The organism is Chloroflexota bacterium, assembly GCA_020161265.1.
Taxonomy (GTDB): Bacteria; Chloroflexota; Chloroflexia; order Chloroflexales; family Herpetosiphonaceae; genus Herpetosiphon.
Genome location: JAIUOC010000004.1, coordinates 422,726 through 447,073, shown reverse-complemented (window position 1 = coordinate 447,073; position 24,348 = coordinate 422,726). Strand labels below are relative to the sequence as shown.

The following is a 24,348-nucleotide window of genomic DNA, read 5'->3' as shown; positions in this document are numbered from 1 at the left end:
AAACCCTCAATTTGAGGTTTTGGCTGATCGCTTGATTTATTGAGGTATTGCAACCAGCACTGATGTTGTCGAAGGAGGCTCCAATGACGCTTCGTTTTGCTTTGTACGATTTAGATAACACCCTTTACGCTGACTCATCGGGGCTGATGGAACAGATTAATGATCGGATTGGGTTGTTTTTTCAAGAGCATTTACATTTAGCAGGCGAGGAAGCCCAACGCTTGCGCCAACATTATTATGAGCAATATGGCACAACCTTAGCGGGTTTACAAAAACACCACGGCGTAGTCGAAACCGAAGAATATTTGGCATTTATTCATCAATTAACCCTTGATGTGCTGTTGCCTGATGATGGCACGTTGCATGTTGCGCTCCAAGCCTTGCCCTTACAAAAAGTGATTTTCACCAACTCACCGCGTGAACATGCGGTGCGCGTGCTCAATCGGTTGGGCTTGCACGACCATTTTGCGCAAATTTTTGATATTCGGGCCTTTGAATTTTTGGCCAAGCCCGATTTAAGTGCTTACCATACGGTTTTGACTGCGCTGAACGCTCAAGGCCATGACTGTGTGTTGTTTGAAGATACCATGGCCAATTTGGCTCCCGCCAAAAGCTTGGGCATGACCACCGTGCTAATTGCACCCGCTGGTACCCAACATCCTTTTGCTGATATTATTGTGCCGAATGTATTGGCTGGCACCTTGGCCATCCACGAACGCTGTGGTGTGCCGCTCGATTTAGCGGCCTAACGCATTATTCTATGCTACATTAATCAACAAATGTACTTCGATCACAAGCCTATGGCAATCCCATAGGCTTATTTAAGGTGTTGCCATGACCCCACTTTTGGAGCAAACCCAACAACTTTTGGCCCGCATGGACGAGCGTGAACAGCAATTAGCCTTGACGTTAATCAAGCGCATAGGCAAGCACCAAGCCCATGGAGCCGGCTTTACTTGGAGTTTAGGCGTGGTGTATGAGGATGTTCAGCCTGGTTTCTCGCGCTGCTCGTTGCAGATCGACCCAGGCCATTACAATCCGGCTGGTATCGCTCACGGCGGCGTAGCCTATAGCCTGCTAGACACAGCTATGGGTGGCGCGTTTTGGACAGCGCTCGAACGCCCGTTGGGTTGTGCCACGCTCGAATTGAAAATTAACTACTTGCGGCCAATCGTTGCTGGCACAATCATCGCCACTGCTGAATTGGTCGAACGCACCACACGGTTTGGCATTTTGACCGGGCGGGTGGTCAACGAAGCTGGCGAATTATTGGCTTTAGGTCAAGGCACATTTGCGATTATCAATTATCCCAAGGAGTGAGCAATGCAGATTATTCTGGCCGATGTTCAACCAGCCATGGTCGCCGCATGGCAGCACATTTGTGGCGATTTGCCGAACGTTAGCATTCAGCATGGTTCAATTCTCGATTGCGCGACTGATGCCGTGGTTAGCCCTGCCAACAGTTTTGGTTTTATGGATGGCGGGATTGATATGCTTTATAGCCGCTTTTTTGGCTGGCATGTGCAAGAACGTTTGCAAACAATTATTCAACAAGCCCATTTTGGTGAGTTGTTGATTGGCAATGCAGTGATTGTGCCAACCGATCATGCCAAAATTCCCTATGTGATTGCCGCCCCAACCATGCGTGTGCCGATGATTTTGCGGGGCACAGTCAATCCCTATTTGGCCTGCCGCGCAGTTTTGCTGCTGATTAAACATGGGCATTTAGCTGATGGCCAAGCAATTGCTGATGTGGTTAAAACCGTGGCGATTCCAGGCTTGGGAACCGGAGTTGGGCGGGTTGAGCCAGCAATTTGTGCCCGCCAAATTCGCGCGGCGATTGAGGCCGTTAATGGGACAAACTCAACATTTCCGAGCAGCTGGTGGGAAGCCCAAGCTCAGCATCAATGGTTATACGGGGCTGATCCACGCGATTTACAACGCGGAGAATAAGCTGAATCCTCACCAAGGATGAGTGCAAATCACCCGAAAAAACACCCATGCGGGTTCCCTCAAAAGTTTTCTTTTTTAATCTCTTTATGCTAGCATAGGGGTAATCTTTACGACCGCTATTCGTAGTTCTTGGAAAGGAAGTAGCAATGTCGCGAATCCGCGCTTCATTCCGTCTCGCCATTGTTCTATTGGCAATGTTGTTCCTCGTTGGCCCGGTTTTTGTTGCTCGGGCGCAAGTCAGCCCAGCCCAAACTCAAACTCCTGCCACTCCCAACGATACTCAGTATCTATGGATTGCTGGTAGTTCATTTCAAACCCGCGACTCAACCACGGCGTTTGAAACCACTCGCAACGTTAATAATCAACCAACTGGTTGTATTTATGCCACCAGCAGTGGCGAGTTTACCTCCCCAGTCGCTGTGCCCAACGGTGCTACGATCTTGGGCTTGGATTACTATCTCTACGACACCAGCACGACTCAAACCAAAGCTGAGTTGACGCTCAACGATAGCGATATGGTCACTCCCCGCGAATTGATCACGGTGGAAATTTCTAGCTCGGTGGGCTTGACCAACACCTATGCCCCGATGAGTTCGCAATATGCCCCATATGTGGTCAATATGCAAACCCGTGGCTTGTTCCTTGAGTGGTTTCCACGGGTAACCAATTCGGCGATGCAATTGTGTGGCGTGCGGATCGCTTACACTGCACCCGCCGAACCACGCCCATCGACCGATTATCTGTTTATCGTTGGTAGCACCTTGGTCAACAATAATTCCAGCACCGAACATGGCTATGCTGGAGCTGGCTGTACCTTTGTCAAAATTAATGGGCGCACGCTCAATGCCGATGTTGATTTGCCCCAAGGCAGCCAACTAACGGCGGTGCGAACCTATTTCCGCGATATCAACAGCGCTGATCTAACGGTCAAATTAATTGCATCAAACGGCCAAGGGGTAACCAATACTCTCGCCACCTTGACTAGCCCAGTTTCGAATACGGCAGTGGTGAATGCTGACCAATCGTTGAATTACACCGTCAACGAAAGCAGCGAATCATTGAGCGTTTTGGCTGATTTTGGTGGGGTGTTGAGCAACCAAATTCGCTTGTGTGGGGTGCGTTTCCAATATACCAACCCCAGCGCTAAGCCAAGCCAAGATAGCCGCTTCATCACTGGTAGCACCTTCGTGCCCCGCCGCTCGAATGTCAATTACACCAGCGATGCTAATGGTTGTGTCAATGTCAGCAACGAAGTTGAAGATTTGACCACCAATGTGACTGCGCCTGAAGGAGCCAAAGCCGCCCGCGTCACCTTCTACTACAAAAATGCTGCGGCTGGCCCAACCCTCAACCTCTACAGCTTTGTTGGCAGCGGCGATTTTACGTCAATCACCAGTGTGCCAGTGATGGGTACAGGTACGCAGAACTCGGTCAGCATCAATTACCCAATTGAAAACGAAGAAAAAGGCTTTGCCTTGGTGTGGGATGCGTCGTCGGCAAGCAGTGAATATGCTTTGTGTGGGGCAAAAATCGACTTCCTCTACACCCAACAGGTCTTCTTGCCAGCAACCTTGAACAACTACTAAATTTCAGGTTAAATAACAATGGCCGAAGTTGCTTCGGCCATTGTTCTATTTTAGGCTGGTGGCTTATCTTTTTTAATCTCAGCCAAAATCAAATCACGCAAAATTGGGTTGTTGACGGTATCAGGAGCTGGGGGTTTTGGCTCTGGTGGTGGAGGGGGAGCGGCTGGTTTTTCCTCGGCCTTTTTCTTTTCTTCTGGTTTTGTTTCCTTACCATGAATTTTATAGATTAAGCGCTGCAACAAACGCAGATTGACAATCACGGCAATTGCGACAATTCCAATTAGCAACATCGTCGGAAAGCGCTCAATAAACAGCATAGCGACACGGCTATCCGCAGCCCAAACGCTGACCATCAAATCGTTATTATAAACATTGCCATAGCGCAAAATTAGGCTGAGCAGCAAGATTCCATTGAACAAGCCAGCGCCAGCACCAAACCAGCGAGAGCGGCCTTGGGCCAATTGCTTGCGCGACGGCAGCAGCAACGCCCCGCCATAGCCAATGAAAATTGTACAAACCAGCAAGAGAATAATCGAAACCCAAGCAGTCGTATTGGCAATATCTTGATTAAAGCGGGTAGCATTATTTGGACCCCAAATTGGCCCCCACAATTCGGCTAACAAGGCTCCCAACAAAATGCCAATTAATGTCATGGCCTCACGCTGAATTCCGCGGCTCGCACCTAAAACCGTTAAGCCCAGCGGAATACCCAGCAACAATCCATTGAAGACTAGACCCACAACAACCTTCCTTTGTGCTGATGGTTTTGCTACGAGCTATGATAGCACAGCCCTTGCTTGATCCGCACAACCAACAAGCGACCTTCCGAAATTCGAAAGGTCGCTTGCAAATACCAGTGTTGCTTGGATTTTGGTTATTGTGAGTTGCCCCGAACGTAGTAGCCTTGGTCGAGGTATTGCGGGCTGAACAACACCAAATCCGTTGCATCAGGGGCTACATCAAACACCAAGGCAATGGTAAAGTTGCCACCAGGTGCGGTTTGTTTTTGGTTGATGTAGGGGAAACCACGGTTAACAAAATCGGGATAGACATTGGTAACCGCTTCGGAAGCATCAAGATTGGCGCGATAAACCCGCCCTTGCGCATCTTTCAAGACCACCAAATCGGCAGGAACCGTGCGACCGCCAAAGGTATCGGCCATCAACAAGCGTACCGCAACCCAGCGACCTTGGGGCTGGAGATTAATCGCATTGCCATCGGCAATCAAATTACCACCAGCATAATTGAAGAACCAACCATCGATATTCAATGGAATCGTACCATCCGAAGGCAAGAAGGCTGGTTGCGCACTACCCAATTGTTGATCAACTGGGAAGGTATTGGGATCAACCGTTGGCACAACTTCAGGGGTTGCTGGTGCATTCGGGTCGGGAGTTGGCTCGACAATTGGGGTGGCCAAAGCCAAATCAGCCGTTGGTGAAATTGGGTCAGTTGGTCCACCTACCAAGGTTGGTTCAGCTGTGCCATTACCAGCAACTTGACCTTCGCCTGAATCTCGATTAACAAATTGCCACAAAATAAAGACAAACAGCGCCATAATTGCAATAACCGCCAAGGCCCGTTTCAGGGTGCTGGAGCCTTCGGTCGTTTTGCGCTTGCCGCCTTTGGGTGTAACATTATTGCTTTCAGCCGTTGCCGCCGATAAAGTTGGCGAGCGCCGAATCGGTTTTTTAGCCTCTTCTGGCTTAACTTCGATTGTCGAGATATCGACGCGCTCGCGGTTCATATAGGCATCGAGATCGAGGTCATCGCCAAAATCGGGAATATCGAAATCGACCGATGAATCGCCACCGCTACTCTTTTGGCGATCGCTGATCGCGTTAGAATAGCTGCCCAATGAATCCAACGACATGGCAAATTCTTCGTCTGGCGTTAGTTCGCGGGTACGCGCAGGCTCGGCTTTGGCAGCGGGCGCAGGAGTTGGCTCAACGGCACGGGGGCTTGGTTGACCCCAATCGACATCAAAATCATCAAATGCGGTAGTGGTTGCTGGCTCCACAAAAACTGGTGCAGGTTCTGGAGCAGGCGGTGGGGTTGGAGCAGCAGACTTAGCCGCAGGACCACCCAACGCATCTAAACCTTGACGAGCCAATTCATTCGACGGATCAAGTTCGGTGACTTTCTCCAGCGCAGCACGCTTTTCTTCGCGATCCTCGGCAACACCAGCTAACCACAACCATGCTTGAGGGTCGTAGGGTGTTTCGCGGGTCAGCAAACGGAAAAGTTTCCGCGCCTCTTCTTTGTCACCCGCACGCGCAGCTTCGATACCGAGCTGCAGGATGCTCTCTTTGTCTGCCATGCGGTCTCCTTGCCTGCACGTATTGTTCCAGGCACTAGCGCACAATTTGTGCCATAAGAGAGGGATACAACGGTATTGGGCGTTATTGTATCACACGCCTTAGATGCGGGCAAAGCCTATTGTTAAGAGTTAGGGGTGATTTTTTGCCAATCTCAGCTTTTGTCAAAGATCAAAATCTGTGTAGCATGACGGTAGTGGTCTTTTCGGCGCAAGCTCACAATTAAAGGAGTTGTCTATGGCTAGTCGTCCAGATTTTCGGTATGTTGCTCACACGTTGGTCGAGCAATTGATCACTGATCGCCGCGATTTACACCAGCATCCTGAACTTGGCTTCGAAGAGTTTCGTACCGCCAAAATTGTGGCTGATCGCTTGCGTGAGTTGGGCTACGAGGTTACCGAGGGGGTTGCCACCACCGGCGTTTTAGGCCATATTCCGGCTCAGCCAGGCGGCAAAGTCGCCATGTTACGCTTCGACATGGATGCCTTGCCAATCCACGAGCAAAACGATGTCGATTATCGCTCAACCGTCGATGGCAAAATGCATGCGTGTGGCCATGATGGCCATGTTGCGATTGGCTTAGGCGTGGCCGCAGCCCTGATGCAAAATCGCGAAGCGCTTGGCACAGGCGGGATTAAATTGCTGTTCCAGCCTGCCGAAGAAGGCGGCGGTGGTGCTCAAAAGATGGTCGAAGCAGGCGCGATGCAAAATCCACGGCCTGATATTTCGCTTGGCTTGCATATTTGGGCACCCATGCCGTTGGGTAAAGCCAATGTGCGTTCAGGTCCAATTATGGCTTCTGCTGATACTTTTATCGTGGAAATTACTGGCAAAGGTGGTCACGGTGCTCAGCCTGAAACTACCGTCGATTCGGTATTGGTGGCTTCGCATATGGTCGTTGCCTTGCATTCAATCGTCAGCCGCAATGTTCACCCTGAACAGCCAGCAGTGCTTTCGGTTGGTTCGGTGCAAGCTGGCACAGCCCATAACATCATTGCCCACAACGCCACCCTGACTGGCACGATTCGCAGCTATGATCCCGAAGCTCGCGAGCGCTTGAAACAACGAGTGCATGAAGTGGTGCAAGGTGTGGCCGCAACCTTCGGTGCAACCGCCACGCTCAAATACGATGAAATGTGCCCAGCAACCATCTGCGACCCTGCGGCAACCGCCTTGGTACGTGGTGCGGCTGAAGCGATTTTGGGCGCTGAGAACGTCGATGACAGCGTGCGCACCATGGGTTCAGAAGATATGTCGGTGCTGTTGAATGAGGTGCCTGGTTGCTATTTCTTCTTGGGTGGGCAAACCCTTGAGCGCGAGTTGGGCGCACATCCGCATCATCACCCAGCATTTAGCTTCGACGAAGGCGTATTGCCCTTGGGCGTTGCGATTTTATGCGAAGCCGCAACCCGCTATCTCAACGGGAGCAACGAATGATCCAACGCCTTTGGTTCCAACGCTTGCTGCAACTTGGTATGATCATCAGCCTAACTGGTTGTGGTGCAACGACTGGAACACCTGTTGCTAATCCCGTTCAAACCGTCGCCGCTACGAGTGCGCCAACGATTGTGCCTTTGCCCAAGCCAAGCCTAACCGAAAGCCCTCAATTCAATGGGGCCAACGCCATGGAATTTGCCAAAGTCCAAATGCAATGGATTCCACGGGATACAGGCACACCTGGCTGGCAAGCTAACGGCGATTGGATTGTACAGACCTTGTTGGAATATGGCTGGGATGTTGAAGAGCAATTTTTCAACGTGCCCGAAAATAAAAAAGGCCGCAATATTATCGCTCGACGCGGAACTGGACCGTTAATATTGCTTGGAGCGCACTACGACGCTCGCCGCTACGCCGATAATGATCCCGACCCAACCAAGCGCATGCAGCCAGTGCCAGCCGCCAACGACGGAGCCAGCGGGGTTGCGGTGCTGCTGGAATTGGCGCGGGTACTCAAGCCCGAACGCCTCAACGAGGAAGTTTGGTTGGTGTTTTTCGATGCCGAGGATAATGGTGGGATTGGCACATGGAACTGGACGCTTGGCTCAATCGACCTAGCCCCCAAGCTCGAAACCGCCCCCAAAGCTGTGGTGATTGTCGATATGATTGGCGATGCTGATCAACAGGTCTACCTTGAGCAAAGCTCGACTCCGGCTTTACGTGCCGAAATTTGGCAACAAGCTGCCGATTTGGGCTATACCACCTTCATCTCGGAAACCAAACATCATATTCTTGATGATCATACCGCCTTCTTGCAACGCGGTTTTAGCGCCGCCGACCTGATCGACTTCGATTACCCGCATTGGCACACCACTAGTGACACGATCGATAAACTCAGTGTTTCGGCTCTAGAATCAGTTGGTCGCACGCTCGAAGAGTGGCTCACCAAGAATTAAGCTGATTAAACACAAATGCCACGGTTGATCGATCAACCGTGGCATTTTTTTTTCGATTAACGGGCGTTTTCGCCGTAGAGCCGTTGGCGCAGCGAGGTGATATCGTTGCGCAAACGGGCATCGCTGGTGAGGTCGTCGTTAATTTTGTTGTAGCCATGCATGACGGTGGTATGGTCGCGCCCGCCGAGCAACTCGCCAATTTCAACCAGCGAGGCATCGGTCTCTTCGCGCAGCAAATACATCACCACTTGGCGCGGCAACACCACATTGCGCGAACGGCCTCGCCCACGAATTGCCCGTTGATCGATGCCATAATGTTGCGAAACTTCGCGAAAAATATCATCAGATGTGACCCGTTTGCGCCGACTGGTATCGAGCAAATCGGCCAAGGCTGCTGAAGCAACTTCAACCGTAACCGGCGTGCGATTAAGGTTGGCATAGGCGATCACCCGATTCAAACAGCCCTCAAGCTCCCGAATATTGCTTTGAATTCGTTGAGCCAAGAAGTCGATCACCTCTGAGGAAACTGGCACTTGCAAGGTCTCGCCTTTAGCTCGCAAAATCGCCGTGCGGGTTTCGAGATCTGGGTTTTGCACATCGACAATCAAGCCCCATTCAAAGCGTGAACGCAAACGCTCCTCAAGGGTCAAAATCGCTTTTGGTGGGCGATCTGAGCTGAGCACAATTTGTTTGCCCGCGCCATGCAAGGTGTTGAAGGTATGGAAAAATTCTTCCTGTGTGCCTTCTTTGCCCGCGATAAACTGAATATCGTCGATTAGCAAAATATCGATATTGCGATAGCGAATGCGAAATTCTTCGGTTTGTTGGCGACGGATGGCGTTGATCAAATCGTTGGTGAATTTCTCCGACGACACATAGAGCACATTCACTTCAGGATTACGATCAAGCGCATAGTTGCCAATCGCCTGCAACAAGTGGGTTTTGCCCAGCCCCACGCCGCCATATAAAAAGAGCGGATTATAGGCTTGGGCGGGGTGTTCGGCTACCGCCATACAGGCAGCATGGGCCAAACGATTGGATGTCCCAACGATAAACGAGGAAAACGTATAGCGTGGGTTGAGCACTGACGAGCGATTGGGATCGCCCAACGGCAGTTGGTTGAGCATTGGCGCAGTTTGATTGAAACTGGCAAAACTTGGCTCGACCACCTCAGTTGTTGGGCTTGGCTCGCTGGGAGTTACGGCAACTGGCTCGCTTGGAGCTGGCGTAGCGCTGCTGATTATCACCCGTACATTGACTTGATAACCCAAAACCTCGCCTAAAGCACGGCGCAACACACTCATAAAACGATCTTCGATCACTTGTTTGGTGGTGACATTGGGTGCGCCAATCACCGCCAAATCGTTGGCTACCGAGACCAATGCTGTGGTTTTAAGCCATGTATCGTAATCGTAGCGAAGTATTTGGTTTTGCAACGTTCCGAGAGTAGTAAACCAAATCTGTTTTGTATCCAAAGCCAAAAGCTCCTCTGTGCTGGTGGGTCGTCCAACTCGCCGTTGAGTTCATCAGCCCACAGGAGAGTCGTTGTATCGATGTAGGCAAAATGTAGCTTGCATGATAGCGGATAGTAGCGTTTCTTGGCAAACTCAGCACAGCGTTGCTAAACCAATGTGCATAAGCCACGTTGTGGATATGTGGAAAACCATGCTGAATAAGTTCCAAGCAATCTATTTTACTGATTAGAATAAGCTAAATGCAAGAGTTTAACGCTTGGGATAGGATGTTGATAGCTAGTGGAAGCTTGTGGAAAACCCCACAAAAATGGAGACCTTGCAGTCTCCATTGATCGGATTGATTTAGGCAGCACGTTGATCATTTTTGCTGCGGTTGGGATTATTGCGTCGCACAAGGTTGGTCGAGCCACAAACATGGCACTTGGCATTATGCGGCAATGGGCCAGAAATTTGCATTTCATGATTACATTTTTTGCAGATCAAGGCCTCGCTGGCGAAATCGCTTACATCTTCATACTGCGCGGTATTAATCATTTTCGGTTTGAACAGCTTCATTGAATGCCTCCTTCGGCATGTGGCGTTGCTGCTTTTACTATAGCTAGCCACGCTGTTGAAGGCGACCCATGAAGATGACAAATCAAAGACAATTTGCCCCAAATCCCAACCGTATAAACACCCAAATAGAGCTGTCTGGAGCTGAGGGCACACAGGCGTTAGCAATGCTTGGTTTGAATTGTGGCAGGCAATTTCATCGTATAATGGCAGCCCGACACACGAACTTGGCTAGGATGGGGCGCGGCAAGCCAACGGCGTGCCTTGCGGGCGTACATCCCCCACTATGGAGATACCGATGCCAAAACGCAGCGACATTCACTCGATTCTGGTGCTTGGCGCAGGCCCAATCGTGATCGGGCAAGCATGCGAATTTGATTATAGCGGGACTCAGGCGATCAAAGCGCTTCGCGAAGAGGGTTTCCGCATTATTTTGGTCAATTCCAACCCAGCCACGATTATGACCGACCCGTCGTTGGCTGATCGTACTTATATTGAGCCGTTGGATGTGCCAACGGTCAGCGAAATTATTGCCCGCGAACGGCCCGATGCCTTGTTACCCACGGTCGGCGGCCAAACCGCGCTCAATCTGGCCATGGATTTGCACCGCGCTGGCGTATTGGATCAATATAATGTCCAGTTGCTCGGCGCAAATGTCGAAGCCATCGCTACCGCCGAGGATCGCGAGTTGTTCAAGCAGGCCATGGATCGAATTGGCTTGCAATCGGCGCGTTCAGGCATCGCTCGCTCGCTCGAAGAAGCCCTCGAATTAGTCAAAGCGACGGGCTTTCCTTCGATTATTCGGCCTTCGTTTACCCTCGGCGGCGCTGGCGGCGGGATCGCCTACAACTCCGAGGATTTTCGGCGGATTGTCGAAGAGGGCTTAAAACTTTCCCCCATCGGCGAGCTGTTGATTGAAGAAAGTTTGCTGGGCTGGAAGGAATACGAGCTTGAGTTGATGCGCGATAGCGCTGGCAATGGTGTGGTGGTCTGTTCAATTGAGAATTTCGACCCCATGGGCGTGCACACTGGCGACTCGATCACCGTTGCTCCGGCGATGACCCTCTCCGACCGCGAATATCAACGGTTGCGCGATATGGGCTTGGCGGTGATGGAAGTTGTTGGCGTGGCAACTGGCGGCTCGAATGTCCAATTCGCGATCAATCCCCACGATGGCCGCGTGATCGTGATTGAGATGAACCCACGGGTTTCGCGTTCATCGGCGCTAGCATCTAAGGCAACCGGCTTTCCAATTGCCAAAATTGCCGCTAAGTTGGCAGTTGGCTACACCCTTCCCGAATTGCCCAACGATATTACCAAATCAACCCCAGCCTCATTCGAGCCATCACTCGATTATGTAGTGGTCAAAATTCCGCGCTGGAATTTCGAGAAATTTCCTGGTTCGCAGCCAGTGCTTGGCACCGCGATGAAATCAGTCGGCGAGGCGATGGCTATGGGGCGCACCTTCACCGAAGCCTTGCAAAAAGCCTTGCGCTCGTTGGAAAATGGTCGCATGGGTTGGGGCGCTGATGGCAGCCAACCGGTGGCCCAAGAACGCTTGCGCGAACTTTTGATCACGCCAACGCCACAGCGCATTTTTGCCATGCGCACCGCCTTCGACCTTGGCTGGACGGTCGATCAAATTCATGAATTGACCAAAATTGATTATTGGTTCCTTGATCAGTTGGCCAGTTTGATTGTGCTTGAAAAAGAAGTGCGCAACTATGACTTGGCGACGATTCCCGCTGATCTATTGCTGCAAGCCAAACGCAACGGCTATAGCGACCCGCAATTGGCCTATTTGCTGAAGGCAACGCCAGCAGAGGTTCGCCAACAACGGCTTGGGCACAATATCAAGCCAACCTATCATCATGTTGATACCTGTGCGGCGGAATTTCCGGCCCAAACGCCCTATCTCTACTCTTCATATGAAACCGAGAGCGAAGCCAACCCCAGCGATCGGCGCAAAGTGATGATTTTGGGTGGCGGCCCCAATCGCATCGGCCAAGGGCTTGAATTTGATTATTGTTGCTGTCACGCGGTGTTTGCCCTGCGCGAGCTTGGCTATGAAACGATTATGGTCAACTGTAACCCTGAAACGGTTTCAACCGACTATGACACGGCGGATCGACTGTATTTTGAGCCATTGACCCTCGAAGATGTGCTGAATATTGTCGATGTTGAGCAACCAGCTGGCGTGTTGTTGCAGTTTGGTGGTCAAACTCCACTCAAATTGGCCAAAGGCTTAGAAGCCGCAGGCGTGCCATTATGGGGAACCTCGCCAGCCGCAATCGACCGCGCCGAAGATCGTGGTCAATTTGGCGCAGTGCTGGCAGAATGTGGTTTGCGGGCAACGCCTTATGGCTCGGCAACCTCGTGGGATGAAGCGCGGGCAATCGCTGAGCGCATCGGCTACCCCACCATGGTGCGGCCATCGTATGTGCTGGGCGGCCAAGGCATGGCGATTATCCACGATCAAGCGGGGCTTGACGATTATTTGCGCCATATTACTGAGGCCTCGCCCGAACACCCTGTGCTGCTCGACCGCTTCCTTGAAGATGCGACTGAACTTGATGTTGATGCGGTTGCCGATGGCGAAACCGTGGTAATTGCCGGCATGATGGAGCAAATCGAACGCGCAGGCATCCACTCCGGCGATTCGGCCTGTGTGATGCCAACCGTTGGCATCAAGCCTCAGGTGATCGAGCAACTTAAAATCGCCACCGATAAATTAGCCCGCGCCTTGGGTGTGGTTGGCTTGATGAATGTTCAATTCGCGGTCAAAGACGACGAAATTTACGTGCTCGAAGTCAATCCACGGGCTTCGCGTTCGATTCCCTATGTTGCCAAAGCTAGTGGGGTAGCCTGGGCCGCCCTCGCTGCCAAAGTGATGGCTGGCGTGAGCCTCAAGCAACAAGGTATCAGCAGTGCGCCGGAGTTACGCGGCTTCCACGTCAAAGAAGTTGTATTGCCATGGCGGCGCTTCCCGGGTGCGACCATCGCCTTAGGCCCAGAAATGCGCTCAACTGGCGAGGCCATGGGTAGCGGCGATAGCTTTGGAGCAGCCTTTGCCAAAGCTCAAGCAGGCTGTGGCCGCAGCTTGCCAACCAGCGGGGCAATCTTTGTCAGCGTCAACGACCACGATAAACCAGCCTTAGTGCCAGTTGCCAAGCAATATAGCGAACTAGGCTTCAAAGTGATTGCGACTGCTGGTACTGCCCAATATCTGCGTGAGCATGGTTTGGTCGTCGAAACGATCTACAAAGTTAACGAAGGCCGACCCAACGCCGCCGACTATATTATCAACGGCCAAGTTGATATTATTGTCAACACGCCATTGGGCCGTGCCTCGTTATTTGATGAGCAGGCGATTCGCCAAACTGCCTTGCGCCAAGGCGTGATTTCGATCACCACCGTGGCCAGTGCCGCTGCGGTTGCCGACGCGATTCAAGCGCTGCGCCAAGGTGGCTTGGGCGTGCGAGCTTTGCAAGATTAAGCCGTAGCCCGATTTGCAGCCAGTGGGTTTAAACCTACTGGCTGCCTGCTATTTTAGAATCATTTTTGTGAGACAATGGAAGCAGCTATTCTAGAGGTATGTGCAGCATACCTTGCCGTTGAAGGAGCCACCCATGGCCCACTTGATCGATATTAGCGTTCCGATTTCGCCAGCCCTGCCGGTTTGGGAAGGCGACCCGCCGATTGAACAAAAACGCGCCGCCGATATGAACAAAGGCGATATTTGTAATGTAACCCGCCTCAACACAGGGGTGCACATTGGCACGCACGTTGATGCGCCGCTGCACTTTATCAACAACGATTTGGCAGTTGAAAGCTTGGAGCTTGATCGGTTTGTTGGTGATTGTTATGTGGTGGAATTGACTGGCACTGGCCCAATTACTGGTGCTGAACTGGCCGCCGCGAATGTGCCTAGCGATTGTACTCGTCTCTTGCTCAAAACCAGCAATTCGGCCTTTTGGCAAGAAGAACCCTTGCGGTTCCATCGCGATTTTCGCGCACTCGACAGTAGTGCTGCCCGTTGGGTGATTGAGCACGATTTGCGCTTAATTGCAATCGATTATCTTTCAATCGAGCCCTTTGAGGCCGAACCAGGCAACCCTACTCACTGTATTTTGCTTGGCGGTCGGGTGGCAATCTTAGAGGGCATCAATTTAACCGAGGTTGCTCCAGGCCCATACAATCTGCTCTGCTTGCCCTTGAAAATTCTGGGCAGCGATGGTGCTCCAGCTCGGGCCGTGCTTCAACCACGCTAATTGCGAACGCTTGCTACAGCCAGTTTGTGGCAATTCTGGGAGTTTTACTATGTTGCATACCATTGATCTTGTGGTTGAGCCGGTAACCGATCCACGGATTACGCTTGTTTTGCAAGCCTTGCGTGGTATGTATCTCAATGGTGGCGTGATTTTTCGTAGTATTCGGCCAAATGATGCATCGGCGTATGATAGTTTGTTTGCTAATACGAATCTTAATCCCAGCCATCTGATTTATCGGTTTCTCAGCCATCCCACGCTTAATCGCGAATTGCCCGAGCTAGGGTTACCTACCGAAATCCCCTTTGACCTGCCGCTGACGTTTTATAGCGGCTATGAATATGAAGGCGCTTTGACCCATGCCTTGGTCAGCGGCGGAGCCTACACCAGCTCGCCATTTAGCGATGGCGATGCCCGCACCATGAGCAAAGTCTGTGTCGAGGCTATGTTGGGCGGCGAAATGGCTACCACCACGGTTTGCCGAATTGAAGGACCATGGGCACCATGGTTTAATTCGAGCCAATGGGATCGAAGCTTCGCCACTTTTAATCATGGTCAGCGTCGCTGGACGCTCTTATGTTTGACCGACACCAAGCATACTGCTTAACTAAAGTGGCGGCTCAATCGAAACATTGAGCCGCCACTTCGTTTAATCATTCAGCTTTGAGCGATACAGGATGAACGTTCATCCCTCATCCTTCATCCTTGTAAACGATACAGCCGCTCAGCAAATTCCACAATCAAATCATGACTGACAATCGGTTCACGCCATTCGCTAGGAATTCCAGCTTCGCCATAGTAGGCTCCGGCGATTTGGCCATAAATTGCGGCGGTAGTGTCGGCATCGTGGCCCAGATTGGCCGCCATCAAACAGCCCTCACGAAATGAATCGCTCTTAGCAAACGCCCACAACGCCGCTTCAAGCGAACGCACCACATAACCAGTACCTTGGATTTCGGGCGGTTGGCGCTGCCAAAACGAGCCAGCAGCAATCTCATCAATATCGGCGTGCAATGGTTGTTGCTGCCAATAATTGGCGATTGGGCTATAGCGCGGGTCCAGCAACGTTGCTTTATCGACTCCATTCAATGCCCCAATCAGCAAGCCAGCAAAATAACGACAAGCATCGACCGCCGCTGCTGCACCATGAGTTGTGCGCGAACTATCGACCGCCAGTTGCATAGCTTGCTCAGGCTGGTTGGCGTAGGCCAAAACTACTGGAGCCAAACGCATCAACGAGCCATTGCCAGCAGTCGCAGGATCGGTTGAGCCGCTGTAGGGGTTGCCCGTGCGTTGAAATGTGCTGAGCGCATTGCCAACTGTAATCCCACAATCAAAACACGAGCCAGTGCTGCTCATATAACCATAATCGCGCCAGCGACAATAGCGCTGCATCTGATCCGCTGGATCGAAGCCTTGGCGCTCGATCAAACTGGCGGCAAGGCACAAGGCCATCGAAGTGTCATCAGTCCACGCGCCGCGTGGCAAATTGAAAGGCCCACCACCAACCAGATCAGTCAACGGCTTAAATGAGCCTGGCGGGCTAAATTCGACCGTCGTGCCAACTGCATCACCAACCGCCAACCCCAACAAACAACCACGATATCGCTCAAGCATAGCCACCTCATCAACGTTGATGGATCAATTGTAGTGCTGCAATGGTTCTTGTCTATCAGTTCTCGGTTGCAATCTTAGCAGCATTCATGCCAGATTCAAGCTATTGCAACCACACCAAAATCTGCTGATAGGCCGCCTGATTGGCGAGCATGCCAAAATGATTCGTTGCATACACAATCGCTTGGTTGGCCGCAGGGATGTGAAGATTATGGCTTGGCTGCTCTGAATCGTGGCCCAACGCGCTGGCAACTGCGACTAAACCATCGCCCCGCAGATTGCTGAGGCTTTGCTGTTCTGAACGAGTTGCTGCCAAGGCGTAACAGGCCACATGGGCGGGTAGTGGCATTAAGTCGGGGCGATAAGCAGGCTGTTCAAAGCGATCAAACGTCGGCTGCGCATGCGGCAAAATCGTGCCATAGCGTAAATCGGTGATGCCAGCGCTGCGCAAACGGGCAATTTGGCCGAATAAGGCGCTATAGCGATTGCGCTCAAGCACATAATGCAGCCAAGCGCCATAACGTTCAAAAGCTGAACCATGGTGCGGCGTGGCTAAAAAAATCAATTTAGTTAGCCGTTGGCTCCAGCTATGGCCCAACTGCTCAGCATAATAACAGGCGCTGCGGGCGACAAGCCCACCCATGCTATAGCCGAGAATCACCAATTCTTCGACGGGTACAGGCCAATCGGCTAGCAGTTGTTCGAGCAATTGGCTGAGTTGCTGACCATTCTCGGCGATATGCAAGCCAGTGTTGTAGCGAACATGGATTGGGCTATAGCCAAGCTTTGCGGCGGCAGCTAAACCATGATCATGGTCCTGTTGCTGGAGTTGTTGCTCGTGCATACAAACCCCATGAATGTATAGCAATATGCGTGATTGGGGTGCGGCAATTGTAGCTGGCTCAAGTTCGGCTCCGGCTACCCGCAAGCTCATACTGGTTTGTAAGGGATTGTTGCTAGCAACTAAATAATCGCCCATAACGCCATTCAAGGCGGCAATCAGATCGTCGCGTTGGCGTGATGAGACTCGCTGCGAGTTGGCCGTACCAAGTGCCCCAAACAGCTGATCAAGGCTCCAGCCAACCAAGTGCGTAATACCATGAATTTGGCGATAGACCAAGCCTGGAATGCCACCAATGCGGCGATTGGGGCGGCGCATAATCGTGGCAAACAAGCCTTCGCTAATGTTGGTCACTTGGGTTGTCGCCTCGATCGCCAAGCGGCTGATGCCTTGCAGATCACGACCATACAAATGGGCTTTGGGCATAACGCCTCCCCGATTACAACCAAATTTCAAGCTATGATGCAGGTGGTTCTACCAGCTATTGTACCTCAGATAGCCAAGCCTCAGCCCCGTGTATGCTATACTATGTTAAGCTTCTTCGATCAATGTTGCGATGATTACCTAGATTCAGGATGGTACGAGTTGCCGTTATTCGCTTGAATCTATGCAATCTTCTCGCGCTTAATCAACTACCCATAGCTGCTAAAACGTACAGTATTGATCCTCAGCCAATTGACTATTGACTTCGCGAAATTCCCCACAACGCTATGAAACGAGGATGATGAATGGCCCCAAAAACCTATATCCACACTCGCAGCCAACGCTTGGCTGCTAATGCGGCTGCCAAGGAACGCTTGTTGGATGAACGAATTGCTCGGGTTGTCGCCGCTGCGCATGTCGCTGAGGCTGCTCGCTTGGTCGAAGTCTGCCCAGGTTGTAGGCAGGCTCCCTGCCAAACGCCACGCAGTTGTACGATTCGCTTACGAGCCATTACTCAACATCGTTTACGAGAAGCTGAATTGGCTGCCCTGTGGCCATCGAAGCACGAGTTGCAGATTAAATTAACTTAAACCCTTGTGGTGCAAATGACCACAAATCAACTCAATGAGCGTTGGCGAATTAGCACTTCATCAAGCTCATTGATCAGGGTTGGGAGTTCGACCAAGCGGTTTGGGCGAACCGTGCAGGGAAATTGTAAGGTCATGGTGGTTCCGCTCCCCAGCTCACTGGTAACCGTAATCGTGCCATCGTGCTGTTGAACCAGATCTTGCACAACTGCCAAGCCAATGCCATAGCCCGCGCCACCCTGAAGTTGAGCGTTGGCTGCCCGAAAAAATGGATTGAAAATCTTGGGCAGTACATTGCTTGGAATGCCAATGCCATAATCTTGGACTGAGATTTGGCCATCGGCTCGCAAGGTTAGGGTAATTTCACTATGCAGGTCGCTATATTTCAGGGCATTCAATAGCAAATTATGAAAGATCTGCATTAATCGCCCATAATCGCCATCAATCCATACTGCCACCTCAGGGAGGCGCAAGACCAACAAATGCGGCGCTCGCATGCCTTGAATTGAGGCGACAACTGCCCGCAACACGGCTCCAAGCTCAAGTGGCCGCCGCTCAAGTTTGCCATAATTGGTCGCCATCTGAGTTGAATCGAGCAAGATGCCCACCAAACGACTAATATGAATTGTCTGCAATCGCATTGTATTGAGCATTTGGCGTTCCCGCAACGGAATGCCACCCCAACTAGACACTCGGCGCTCAAATAGCTGAATATAGCCCAGCAAAATACTCATCGGGGTTTGAATTTCATGAATCGCTACATCAAGGTTTTGTTCAAGCTGTTGGGCTGCGCTCATGGCAGTGGCTAAGGCGAGGGTTAATGCTTGGACTTGTTGTTCGGCCACGCTTTGAGCAACAATCGCTCGGGCATAACGAATCGTTCGTTGAAAGACACTGGGGCTAAGATCACTCGCTAAGACATAATCATGAGCACCGCTATGCAGCGCATGCAAGGCAACCGACTCGTCGGTATCTTCAGCATACACAATCACAGGACAAATGGGAGCCTTCGAACGGATTGTTTGAAGCCAATTTAGCTCATCAATATGGGCTGTAAGCGCGATAATCACTACATCAATCCGTTGTGTCGCTAAACTATCAAGCGCTTGAGCCACTTCAGTAACGGGCACAAGCTGGTAACGCACCGCCTGAATTGCAGTGATCAGGCTCGTAATCTGCCTCGTTGCCTGCCCATTCTGATCAAGCAGTACAATCCGAACATGGTGAAGATCCATAAAATTCCTGTCTCGTGGCATGGCCAGCGATGGTGGGATAAGCTCAACCGTCATGGTTAATGCTGCAATCTGTACCAAACAGGGCAGCATCAGCACGTTAGTTGTGTTGGTAGATGGTTGATGTTGAGAGGTCAGTGCGCCGATTGGCTAGAACCAAAATAGTTGGGTTAGGATGTTCGATTTGGTGAGAAACCTTGGAGCGATTCGCGAGCCAACGGCTATCAAGTGAGGGCTATGATCGAATTAAATTGGCTTGATGTTGCTTGTACAAACCAATTTAGATGTCTTGGTAGTATAACATTTGCAGGAGTATCCTACAAATAGCGGGTTGAACCGAAGTTCACTCAAGTGGTAGGATTGATTATTTGGGTAAAAGTTTTCAAGGCTGCTTCAATTAAATTGCTGGGGCCGCCATAGCCAATCCGCAGCTGCTGCTGATAGGTCGATCCGAAAAACCGCCCAGGTACACAGCCAGTTTGTTGGGCTAATTGCTCAATTTGGGCTTGATCAAGCATAATTTTGGGAAAATAGGTGCAGCCCGCCGTTGGAATTATGCCGTTGATCACTTCGCGCTCAAGCAGCGGCTGCACATAGTGTTGTAGCAATTGGCGATTGGCGACAACATGGGCTTGGGCGGCAGTTTGATAATTAGCCAATTGTTCAATAATGCTGGCTGCCAGATATTCAGTCAACGGCGAACCAATGTTGATCAAATCGAGATAGGCTGGGCGCAATTGATCAAGCAGCTGGGGTGCGGCCATAATCCAGCCGCAACGCAGCATGCTTAGGCCATACACCTTCGATAGACTGTTGATCCCGATCCACTGCGGGCCAAGCTCGGCTACCGAAAGAAACTCATCCTGCGATACCAAATGCCAATAAATCTCATCAACCACAATTGTGATCGGGGCAATTCCAAGCGTATCGGTGGCTTGATTGAGGGTTTGTTGCAATCGAAGTAATTGGCTTTGGTTGCTCAGTGTGCTGCTGGGGTTATGTAAGTTGCTGATTAATAGCAGCTTGGTGCGGGGCGTGATGCTGCTGGCTAATTGGTCTAATTGCAAGTCAAAGCTCTGCGGATGGCGCGGCCAAGCACACCAAGTGGCTGCTCGGGCCGCGACACAACGGCTGAATGGCTCATATTGCGGGGTTTCGATCAGGGCATGATCGCCTGGTTGCAACAAGGCTTGGCATACCACCGCCAAAGCACTTGAAGCGCCAGCCACGATTAACGGCGGATAGCTGCTGCGGTGCCATGCTTGCAAGGCGTGCTGAAGGTTGGGATGCCCCCAAGGATTGGCTTGTTGGGCGGCTTCAAACCATGCAGCATCAGCCAACTGTTGTTGAATTGCGTTTCGAACGTTGGTCAAATAGACACTGCTATTGCTCAAAATCGCAGTGGCAGGCTGTTGTTTGGCCCATTCAAGGTAGAGTTGTTGTAGCATAAGATTCGCTTCTCTGCTGATTAAGCTTTGCGAGCAACCACACAAAACAATTGTTCATGCGGTTCGGCTGGCTGCCACGCAAAGCCTTGATACAACTGAACCTCAACAAAGCCTGCTTGCTCAAACAGCGCTTTAATTTCAGCTTGCTGATACGAACGGGTCGCTGGATCTCGTTGATGTGATTCTTCGGCAATAACCTGACCAGCCTGAATTTTTTGATAGCGATCGTTGGTTGCTTCACATTGGCTAGTTGGATCGAAACGCGACCAACTTTCGCGCCGAAATACTACGCCATCACTGCTGCGGGTAGCCTCAGTGCTAGAGGTCGATTCTAGTGGATCATCAGGTTGCCACAAGGTCATAATCGAGGCGGCAACCACGCCACCTGCCAGCAAGTGCGCATACACATTTTGCAGTGCTTGTTGCACGAGTGCTGGCTCGGTAATTAATTGCAACGAGCTCGAAGGAATTAAGATTGTGGCATATTGGCGGGGTAGCGCTAAATTTTCAAGCTGTTGTTGATAAAGGGTTGGGCTAAGGCCTAGAGTTCGGGCTTTGAGCCGACAGAGTTCCAACATATCGGGTGAATTATCAACCCCATCGATATCAATTCCCTCAGCCAGATAATCGAGCAATAAGCGACCCGTTCCGCAGCCAACATCAAGCACAGGCTGCCCACGTTGCGCAATCAATTCACGATAAAAAAAGCGATCACTCCAACCAGAAGTATCGCCGCGTAGCACATCCCACGCTTCGGCCATCAGCCCATAATATTCATAATCGGCTTGAATCATTGATTACCTCTTACGCTGTAGGGCGGTTAAATCTTCAATTGCATCAGCAATTGTGGCGTAGGTTGATGGTAAGGCGGTATGCAGATCTAGATCAACAAATATATGAGCAGTTTTTGGCTGAATACCAGTTAGAAAGACTTTTGCGCCTAGGACATAAATTGCTTGGACTAAACGCTTTAAGCCTTTGGCAAAGCTCTGATCAACACTGGTAACGCCAGTAATATCAAGCAATACGGTTTGAATCCGCTCACGATGAATATGTTTAAGCACAAGTTTTTGAATCTTCTCTAAACGATCATCAGAAACATAGCCGACAATGGGAATAACCACGGTATCAGCTAAAATTGGAATTGCTGGGGTTTCGAGGGCTGCAATCACATCAAGTAATTTTTGCTTTTCAAGGTTGTCGTGGTGCAATTGGTCATTCAGCGCAATTTGATCGAAGCGAGCTTCTTCAGCATCACGCGCCCGCAAAAATGCCTCATTGGCACTTTCTTCTAAGCGTTTGACTGCCATATTAATCACTAGGGCGGTGACAATCAACATACTCAAGGTGGCAATAATCTGAATAATCAATGATAAAATCGCGCTACTATCAAATTGATAGGGCTTGAACCATTGATTATATTCTGAAATCATCAATAAGGTTGAAATAACAACTGATAAGCTTAACGGATAAATTGTATAACGAAATCCAATTAAAATAGCGCTAACGATAATTAATAAAATCGAAACTAATGCCATAAATGAGGGAACATTAAATACGACCGCTAGAATTGCGCCTAATAGAATCGAGGTCATAATAAAGAAAAATGCCCCACGCCGTGGATAGCCGCGCCGAATCCAATATTGACTGGTTACGATAACGATAACACCACACACAGCGACAACCGTCATAATCACAAACGGGATTGTACGGGCTTGGGGAAAGGCTAAGGCAATCAGCATTATCACGCTGAGCGTGCCGGTTGAGGCTAAAATGGTACTGAGAATTTGATTAAGCAGGGTTTGTTGAATTTGGCGATACGATTGGCCGATTGATTTATCTGCTGCCATGAAAAGCTCCCAAGACCCTAGCAATATGGATTGATGCTTGGGGCTATTATACTCTAGGCCTTGCTCCAATGATAGTTATGATTGTGGCAAGTTGATGACAGCAATAGGTTAGCAATAGGCATTAGCGCAGCGCATAAACCTGCATTTATGCGCTGCACTTGGTTTAGCGGCTTTGTTTCCCAGCACGATAGGCCGACCAGCCGCGCCATGCTAAGAGCAAAATCATGTTGAAAATAAAGGTGGTAATTGCAAAGCCTGGCTTGAAATCGTGTTTCCATAGCACTGAACGCAAGGTTAAGCCAATTGGCGCGGCCACACACCAAGCCAAGGCCGTGCGCTGCAACGCCGTTTTGGTATGATCACTAATCGCTGGAGTGTACAGCTTTAGCAGCGGGGCGGCAATTCCCCAACCAATCACAAACGGCGCAGCCACATTCACCACATCCATGGCATTCACGCCTTCGGCATGCGAACGCCGCCCAATAATTACAAACAAGGCAAAAATCGCCACATCGCCAACAATCAGGCCAATTACGCGGGCCGAGTTGCTGGGTGTGGTTGCAAGTTCTTGATTTGTCGTCATAATCCACAATCCTTTGTAAAGCGAGTTGCTAGCGTGGATTGTAGCATAGCTGGTTACTCCCAGTAATCTTCCCAGCGCTCGGCAAAGGCTTGTTTGAGCCGCGCTTGATAGTGGCGCGTTTTGATTTTGACCATCCACAGATCGCTGCCACCAGTGCCGCCTTTGCAAACCACGCCCTCTTGCACTCCAAATTTCCCATTGCGCACATCTTCAAAAAATTGGCCAGTCAACTTACCTTCGTAAACCACCCGCGCACTATTGAGGCTGGTAAAATCGGCGACAAATTGCTGTGGCCCAATAAAACCATAGCCCTCAAGCCAAACATCAAACAAACACAATTCTTTGGGATCGCTGGTTTTGTGCAGACCAGCGAATGAGTTGAGGCCAAAAAACTCAGTAAACACGCGAATTTCGTTGTAGGCTTGATAATTGGCATGGCTCAGCAAGATTTCGGCTAATGGCTGGGCTAATGTCGCTTGAAACAGGCTTGATGCAGCCTGAATATGGGCATGAGCTTGACTAAATTGCTCGATGCCATGGCTGGTCAATTCAAAAGCTTCGCGGCGCGTGCCAAAGCGATGCCAACCAGCCTCACGATCCCAATCCCAGTGCAAATTTGTGCCATCATATTTTTCAAAGGCCCAGCAACGGGTCAAGGGTGCATTGCGGCTATCAGGCATTTTAGGGTAGTAGAGCATGATCATTCCTCATCTCCAGATCATGCATGGTCATTTTAGGGCACAATCTGGGGCAAATCGCCGTTAATTAAGTGTATTTTCCAGCTCACTTCAGCTTTTGTGCTTGGCAAATATTGATGATTGACCCGCACCTGCTGAACCACAACTTTATCCACAAGCTGGCGTTTCTGGCCGGATTGATCGGTTAATGTGCTGGTGATAATTGCGGTTTTGTAAAATTGATTAGCGGTATCATGGAATGCCACAGCTTGAAAATTAACAGTTTGATTGGCGTAAATCGCCGTAGCTTGCTGTAACTGGCTGCGTTGCTGGGCAATCTGGTCAACAAATACTTCTTGCTCGCTTAAGGAATCGGGTTGCTGCATAAATTGCAAATAAGCTTCAACTGCCGCTTGAGGATGGGCATGCAGCGGCGGTGTTTTATTCACTAGCAACAATCCACGGATTAACAATAATCCAGCTAATAACCCGCCAATGAGCCATTTTTGCATTCGCTTCTCCCAATTTGAAAGCAACAAAGCCACAAA

The 24,348-nt window shown here is 50.6% G+C and carries 23 protein-coding genes; 10 read left to right on the top strand and 13 right to left on the bottom strand.

Annotation, left to right across the window (positions count from 1 at the left end):
• Positions 1 to 83 precede the first annotated feature (83 nt).
• From LCH85_11895 to LCH85_11880, 4 genes are all read left to right on the top strand, one after another.
• Positions 84 to 749: a pyrimidine 5'-nucleotidase gene (locus LCH85_11895; GenBank protein ID MCA0352688.1), complete on the top strand. Its 666-nt coding sequence runs from the start codon at positions 84 to 86 to the stop codon at positions 747 to 749.
• Between the two features lie 85 nt (positions 750 to 834).
• A complete protein-coding gene (locus LCH85_11890) occupies positions 835 to 1,320 on the top strand; it encodes a PaaI family thioesterase (GenBank protein ID MCA0352687.1) in 486 nt (161 codons plus the stop codon).
• A 3-nt stretch (positions 1,321 to 1,323) separates the two neighbouring features.
• Entirely contained in the window at positions 1,324 to 1,953 is a 630-nt protein-coding gene (locus LCH85_11885) for a macro domain-containing protein (GenBank protein ID MCA0352686.1), read from the top strand.
• 146 nt (positions 1,954 to 2,099) lie between these two features.
• Positions 2,100 to 3,539, top strand: a complete 1,440-nt coding sequence (locus LCH85_11880) for a hypothetical protein (GenBank protein ID MCA0352685.1) — start codon at positions 2,100 to 2,102, stop codon at positions 3,537 to 3,539.
• Between the two features lie 50 nt (positions 3,540 to 3,589).
• Here LCH85_11880 and LCH85_11875 read toward each other — a convergent pair whose 3' ends face one another.
• The gene (locus LCH85_11875; GenBank protein ID MCA0352684.1) at positions 3,590 to 4,279 is read right to left on the bottom strand and encodes a CvpA family protein; all 690 of its coding nucleotides are present in this window, start codon (positions 4,277 to 4,279) and stop codon (positions 3,590 to 3,592) included.
• 134 nt (positions 4,280 to 4,413) lie between these two features.
• Positions 4,414 to 5,859 (bottom strand): tetratricopeptide repeat protein, encoded by a 1,446-nt coding sequence (locus LCH85_11870; protein MCA0352683.1) that lies wholly within the window; start codon positions 5,857 to 5,859, stop codon positions 4,414 to 4,416.
• Between the two features lie 235 nt (positions 5,860 to 6,094).
• Here LCH85_11870 and LCH85_11865 point away from each other — a divergent pair, with 235 nt between their 5' ends.
• Positions 6,095 to 7,294: a M20 family metallopeptidase gene (locus LCH85_11865; protein ID MCA0352682.1), complete on the top strand. Its 1,200-nt coding sequence runs from the start codon at positions 6,095 to 6,097 to the stop codon at positions 7,292 to 7,294.
• The gene (locus LCH85_11860) at positions 7,291 to 8,250 is read left to right on the top strand and encodes a M28 family peptidase (protein MCA0352681.1); all 960 of its coding nucleotides are present in this window, start codon (positions 7,291 to 7,293) and stop codon (positions 8,248 to 8,250) included. The genes LCH85_11865 and LCH85_11860 overlap by 4 nt, the downstream gene beginning before the upstream one ends.
• 56 nt (positions 8,251 to 8,306) lie before the next feature.
• On the opposite strand, the gene dnaA is transcribed toward LCH85_11860, so the two are convergent.
• Together dnaA and LCH85_11850 are read right to left on the bottom strand one after the other, a co-directional pair.
• On the bottom strand, positions 8,307 to 9,725 hold the full coding sequence (dnaA, locus tag LCH85_11855) for a chromosomal replication initiator protein DnaA (protein MCA0352680.1): 1,419 nt from the start codon (positions 9,723 to 9,725) through the stop codon (positions 8,307 to 8,309).
• Positions 9,726 to 10,067: 342 nt separating this feature from the next.
• The gene (locus LCH85_11850) at positions 10,068 to 10,280 is read right to left on the bottom strand and encodes a zinc ribbon-containing protein (GenBank protein ID MCA0352679.1); all 213 of its coding nucleotides are present in this window, start codon (positions 10,278 to 10,280) and stop codon (positions 10,068 to 10,070) included.
• A gap of 295 nt (positions 10,281 to 10,575) precedes the next feature.
• Between LCH85_11850 and carB the strand changes: the two genes are divergently transcribed.
• The 3 genes from carB (at position 10,576) to LCH85_11835 (ending at position 15,152) form a co-directional block, all read left to right on the top strand.
• Positions 10,576 to 13,773, top strand: a complete 3,198-nt coding sequence (gene carB / locus LCH85_11845) for a carbamoyl-phosphate synthase large subunit (GenBank protein MCA0352678.1) — start codon at positions 10,576 to 10,578, stop codon at positions 13,771 to 13,773.
• 133 nt (positions 13,774 to 13,906) lie between these two features.
• Complete coding sequence (locus LCH85_11840) at positions 13,907 to 14,548, top strand: cyclase family protein (GenBank protein MCA0352677.1); 642 nt, start codon at positions 13,907 to 13,909, stop codon at positions 14,546 to 14,548.
• A gap of 49 nt (positions 14,549 to 14,597) precedes the next feature.
• Positions 14,598 to 15,152, top strand: coding sequence for a hypothetical protein (locus LCH85_11835; protein ID MCA0352676.1), 555 nt, complete (start codon positions 14,598 to 14,600; stop codon positions 15,150 to 15,152).
• 92 nt (positions 15,153 to 15,244) lie between these two features.
• On the opposite strand, the gene LCH85_11830 is transcribed toward LCH85_11835, so the two are convergent.
• Together LCH85_11830 and LCH85_11825 are read right to left on the bottom strand one after the other, a co-directional pair.
• The gene (locus tag LCH85_11830) at positions 15,245 to 16,162 is read right to left on the bottom strand and encodes an ADP-ribosylglycohydrolase family protein (GenBank protein MCA0352675.1); all 918 of its coding nucleotides are present in this window, start codon (positions 16,160 to 16,162) and stop codon (positions 15,245 to 15,247) included.
• Between the two features lie 100 nt (positions 16,163 to 16,262).
• A complete protein-coding gene (locus LCH85_11825; GenBank protein MCA0352674.1) occupies positions 16,263 to 17,426 on the bottom strand; it encodes a GPI inositol-deacylase in 1,164 nt (387 codons plus the stop codon).
• 302 nt (positions 17,427 to 17,728) lie between these two features.
• Here LCH85_11825 and LCH85_11820 point away from each other — a divergent pair, with 302 nt between their 5' ends.
• Complete coding sequence (locus LCH85_11820; protein ID MCA0352673.1) at positions 17,729 to 18,013, top strand: hypothetical protein; 285 nt, start codon at positions 17,729 to 17,731, stop codon at positions 18,011 to 18,013.
• A gap of 26 nt (positions 18,014 to 18,039) precedes the next feature.
• Here the strand turns inward: LCH85_11820 and LCH85_11815 are convergent, their stop codons facing one another.
• The 7 genes from LCH85_11815 to LCH85_11785 form a co-directional block, all read right to left on the bottom strand.
• Positions 18,040 to 19,245 (bottom strand): hybrid sensor histidine kinase/response regulator, encoded by a 1,206-nt coding sequence (locus tag LCH85_11815; protein ID MCA0352672.1) that lies wholly within the window; start codon positions 19,243 to 19,245, stop codon positions 18,040 to 18,042.
• A gap of 344 nt (positions 19,246 to 19,589) precedes the next feature.
• A complete protein-coding gene (locus tag LCH85_11810; GenBank protein ID MCA0352671.1) occupies positions 19,590 to 20,690 on the bottom strand; it encodes a pyridoxal phosphate-dependent aminotransferase in 1,101 nt (366 codons plus the stop codon).
• 20 nt (positions 20,691 to 20,710) lie between these two features.
• Complete coding sequence (locus LCH85_11805) at positions 20,711 to 21,484, bottom strand: class I SAM-dependent methyltransferase (protein MCA0352670.1); 774 nt, start codon at positions 21,482 to 21,484, stop codon at positions 20,711 to 20,713.
• Positions 21,485 to 21,487: 3 nt separating this feature from the next.
• Positions 21,488 to 22,540 (bottom strand): STAS domain-containing protein, encoded by a 1,053-nt coding sequence (locus tag LCH85_11800; GenBank protein MCA0352669.1) that lies wholly within the window; start codon positions 22,538 to 22,540, stop codon positions 21,488 to 21,490.
• 163 nt (positions 22,541 to 22,703) lie between these two features.
• Complete coding sequence (locus LCH85_11795; protein MCA0352668.1) at positions 22,704 to 23,123, bottom strand: DUF3054 domain-containing protein; 420 nt, start codon at positions 23,121 to 23,123, stop codon at positions 22,704 to 22,706.
• Positions 23,124 to 23,176: 53 nt separating this feature from the next.
• On the bottom strand, positions 23,177 to 23,821 hold the full coding sequence (locus LCH85_11790; GenBank protein MCA0352667.1) for an RNA ligase family protein: 645 nt from the start codon (positions 23,819 to 23,821) through the stop codon (positions 23,177 to 23,179).
• 35 nt (positions 23,822 to 23,856) lie between these two features.
• The gene (locus tag LCH85_11785; GenBank protein MCA0352666.1) at positions 23,857 to 24,312 is read right to left on the bottom strand and encodes a hypothetical protein; all 456 of its coding nucleotides are present in this window, start codon (positions 24,310 to 24,312) and stop codon (positions 23,857 to 23,859) included.
• Positions 24,313 to 24,348 lie beyond the last annotated feature (36 nt).

Coding starts and splice junctions, on each gene's coding strand:
- LCH85_11895 (MCA0352688.1), top strand. CDS start 84: ATGACGCTTCGTTTTGCTTTGTACGATTTAGATAACACCCTTTACGCT.
- LCH85_11890 (MCA0352687.1), top strand. CDS start 835: ATGACCCCACTTTTGGAGCAAACCCAACAACTTTTGGCCCGCATGGAC.
- LCH85_11885 (MCA0352686.1), top strand. CDS start 1,324: ATGCAGATTATTCTGGCCGATGTTCAACCAGCCATGGTCGCCGCATGG.
- LCH85_11880 (MCA0352685.1), top strand. CDS start 2,100: ATGTCGCGAATCCGCGCTTCATTCCGTCTCGCCATTGTTCTATTGGCA.
- LCH85_11870 (MCA0352683.1), bottom strand. CDS start 5,859: ATGGCAGACAAAGAGAGCATCCTGCAGCTCGGTATCGAAGCTGCGCGT.
- LCH85_11865 (MCA0352682.1), top strand. CDS start 6,095: ATGGCTAGTCGTCCAGATTTTCGGTATGTTGCTCACACGTTGGTCGAG.
- LCH85_11860 (MCA0352681.1), top strand. CDS start 7,291: ATGATCCAACGCCTTTGGTTCCAACGCTTGCTGCAACTTGGTATGATC.
- LCH85_11850 (MCA0352679.1), bottom strand. CDS start 10,280: ATGAAGCTGTTCAAACCGAAAATGATTAATACCGCGCAGTATGAAGAT.
- carB (MCA0352678.1), top strand. CDS start 10,576: ATGCCAAAACGCAGCGACATTCACTCGATTCTGGTGCTTGGCGCAGGC.
- LCH85_11840 (MCA0352677.1), top strand. CDS start 13,907: ATGGCCCACTTGATCGATATTAGCGTTCCGATTTCGCCAGCCCTGCCG.
- LCH85_11835 (MCA0352676.1), top strand. CDS start 14,598: ATGTTGCATACCATTGATCTTGTGGTTGAGCCGGTAACCGATCCACGG.
- LCH85_11830 (MCA0352675.1), bottom strand. CDS start 16,162: ATGCTTGAGCGATATCGTGGTTGTTTGTTGGGGTTGGCGGTTGGTGAT.
- LCH85_11825 (MCA0352674.1), bottom strand. CDS start 17,426: ATGCCCAAAGCCCATTTGTATGGTCGTGATCTGCAAGGCATCAGCCGC.
- LCH85_11820 (MCA0352673.1), top strand. CDS start 17,729: ATGGCCCCAAAAACCTATATCCACACTCGCAGCCAACGCTTGGCTGCT.
- LCH85_11815 (MCA0352672.1), bottom strand. CDS start 19,245: ATGGATCTTCACCATGTTCGGATTGTACTGCTTGATCAGAATGGGCAG.
- LCH85_11810 (MCA0352671.1), bottom strand. CDS start 20,690: ATGCTACAACAACTCTACCTTGAATGGGCCAAACAACAGCCTGCCACT.
- LCH85_11805 (MCA0352670.1), bottom strand. CDS start 21,484: ATGATTCAAGCCGATTATGAATATTATGGGCTGATGGCCGAAGCGTGG.
- LCH85_11800 (MCA0352669.1), bottom strand. CDS start 22,540: ATGGCAGCAGATAAATCAATCGGCCAATCGTATCGCCAAATTCAACAA.
- LCH85_11795 (MCA0352668.1), bottom strand. CDS start 23,123: ATGACGACAAATCAAGAACTTGCAACCACACCCAGCAACTCGGCCCGC.
- LCH85_11790 (MCA0352667.1), bottom strand. CDS start 23,821: ATGCTCTACTACCCTAAAATGCCTGATAGCCGCAATGCACCCTTGACC.
- LCH85_11785 (MCA0352666.1), bottom strand. CDS start 24,312: ATGCAAAAATGGCTCATTGGCGGGTTATTAGCTGGATTATTGTTAATC.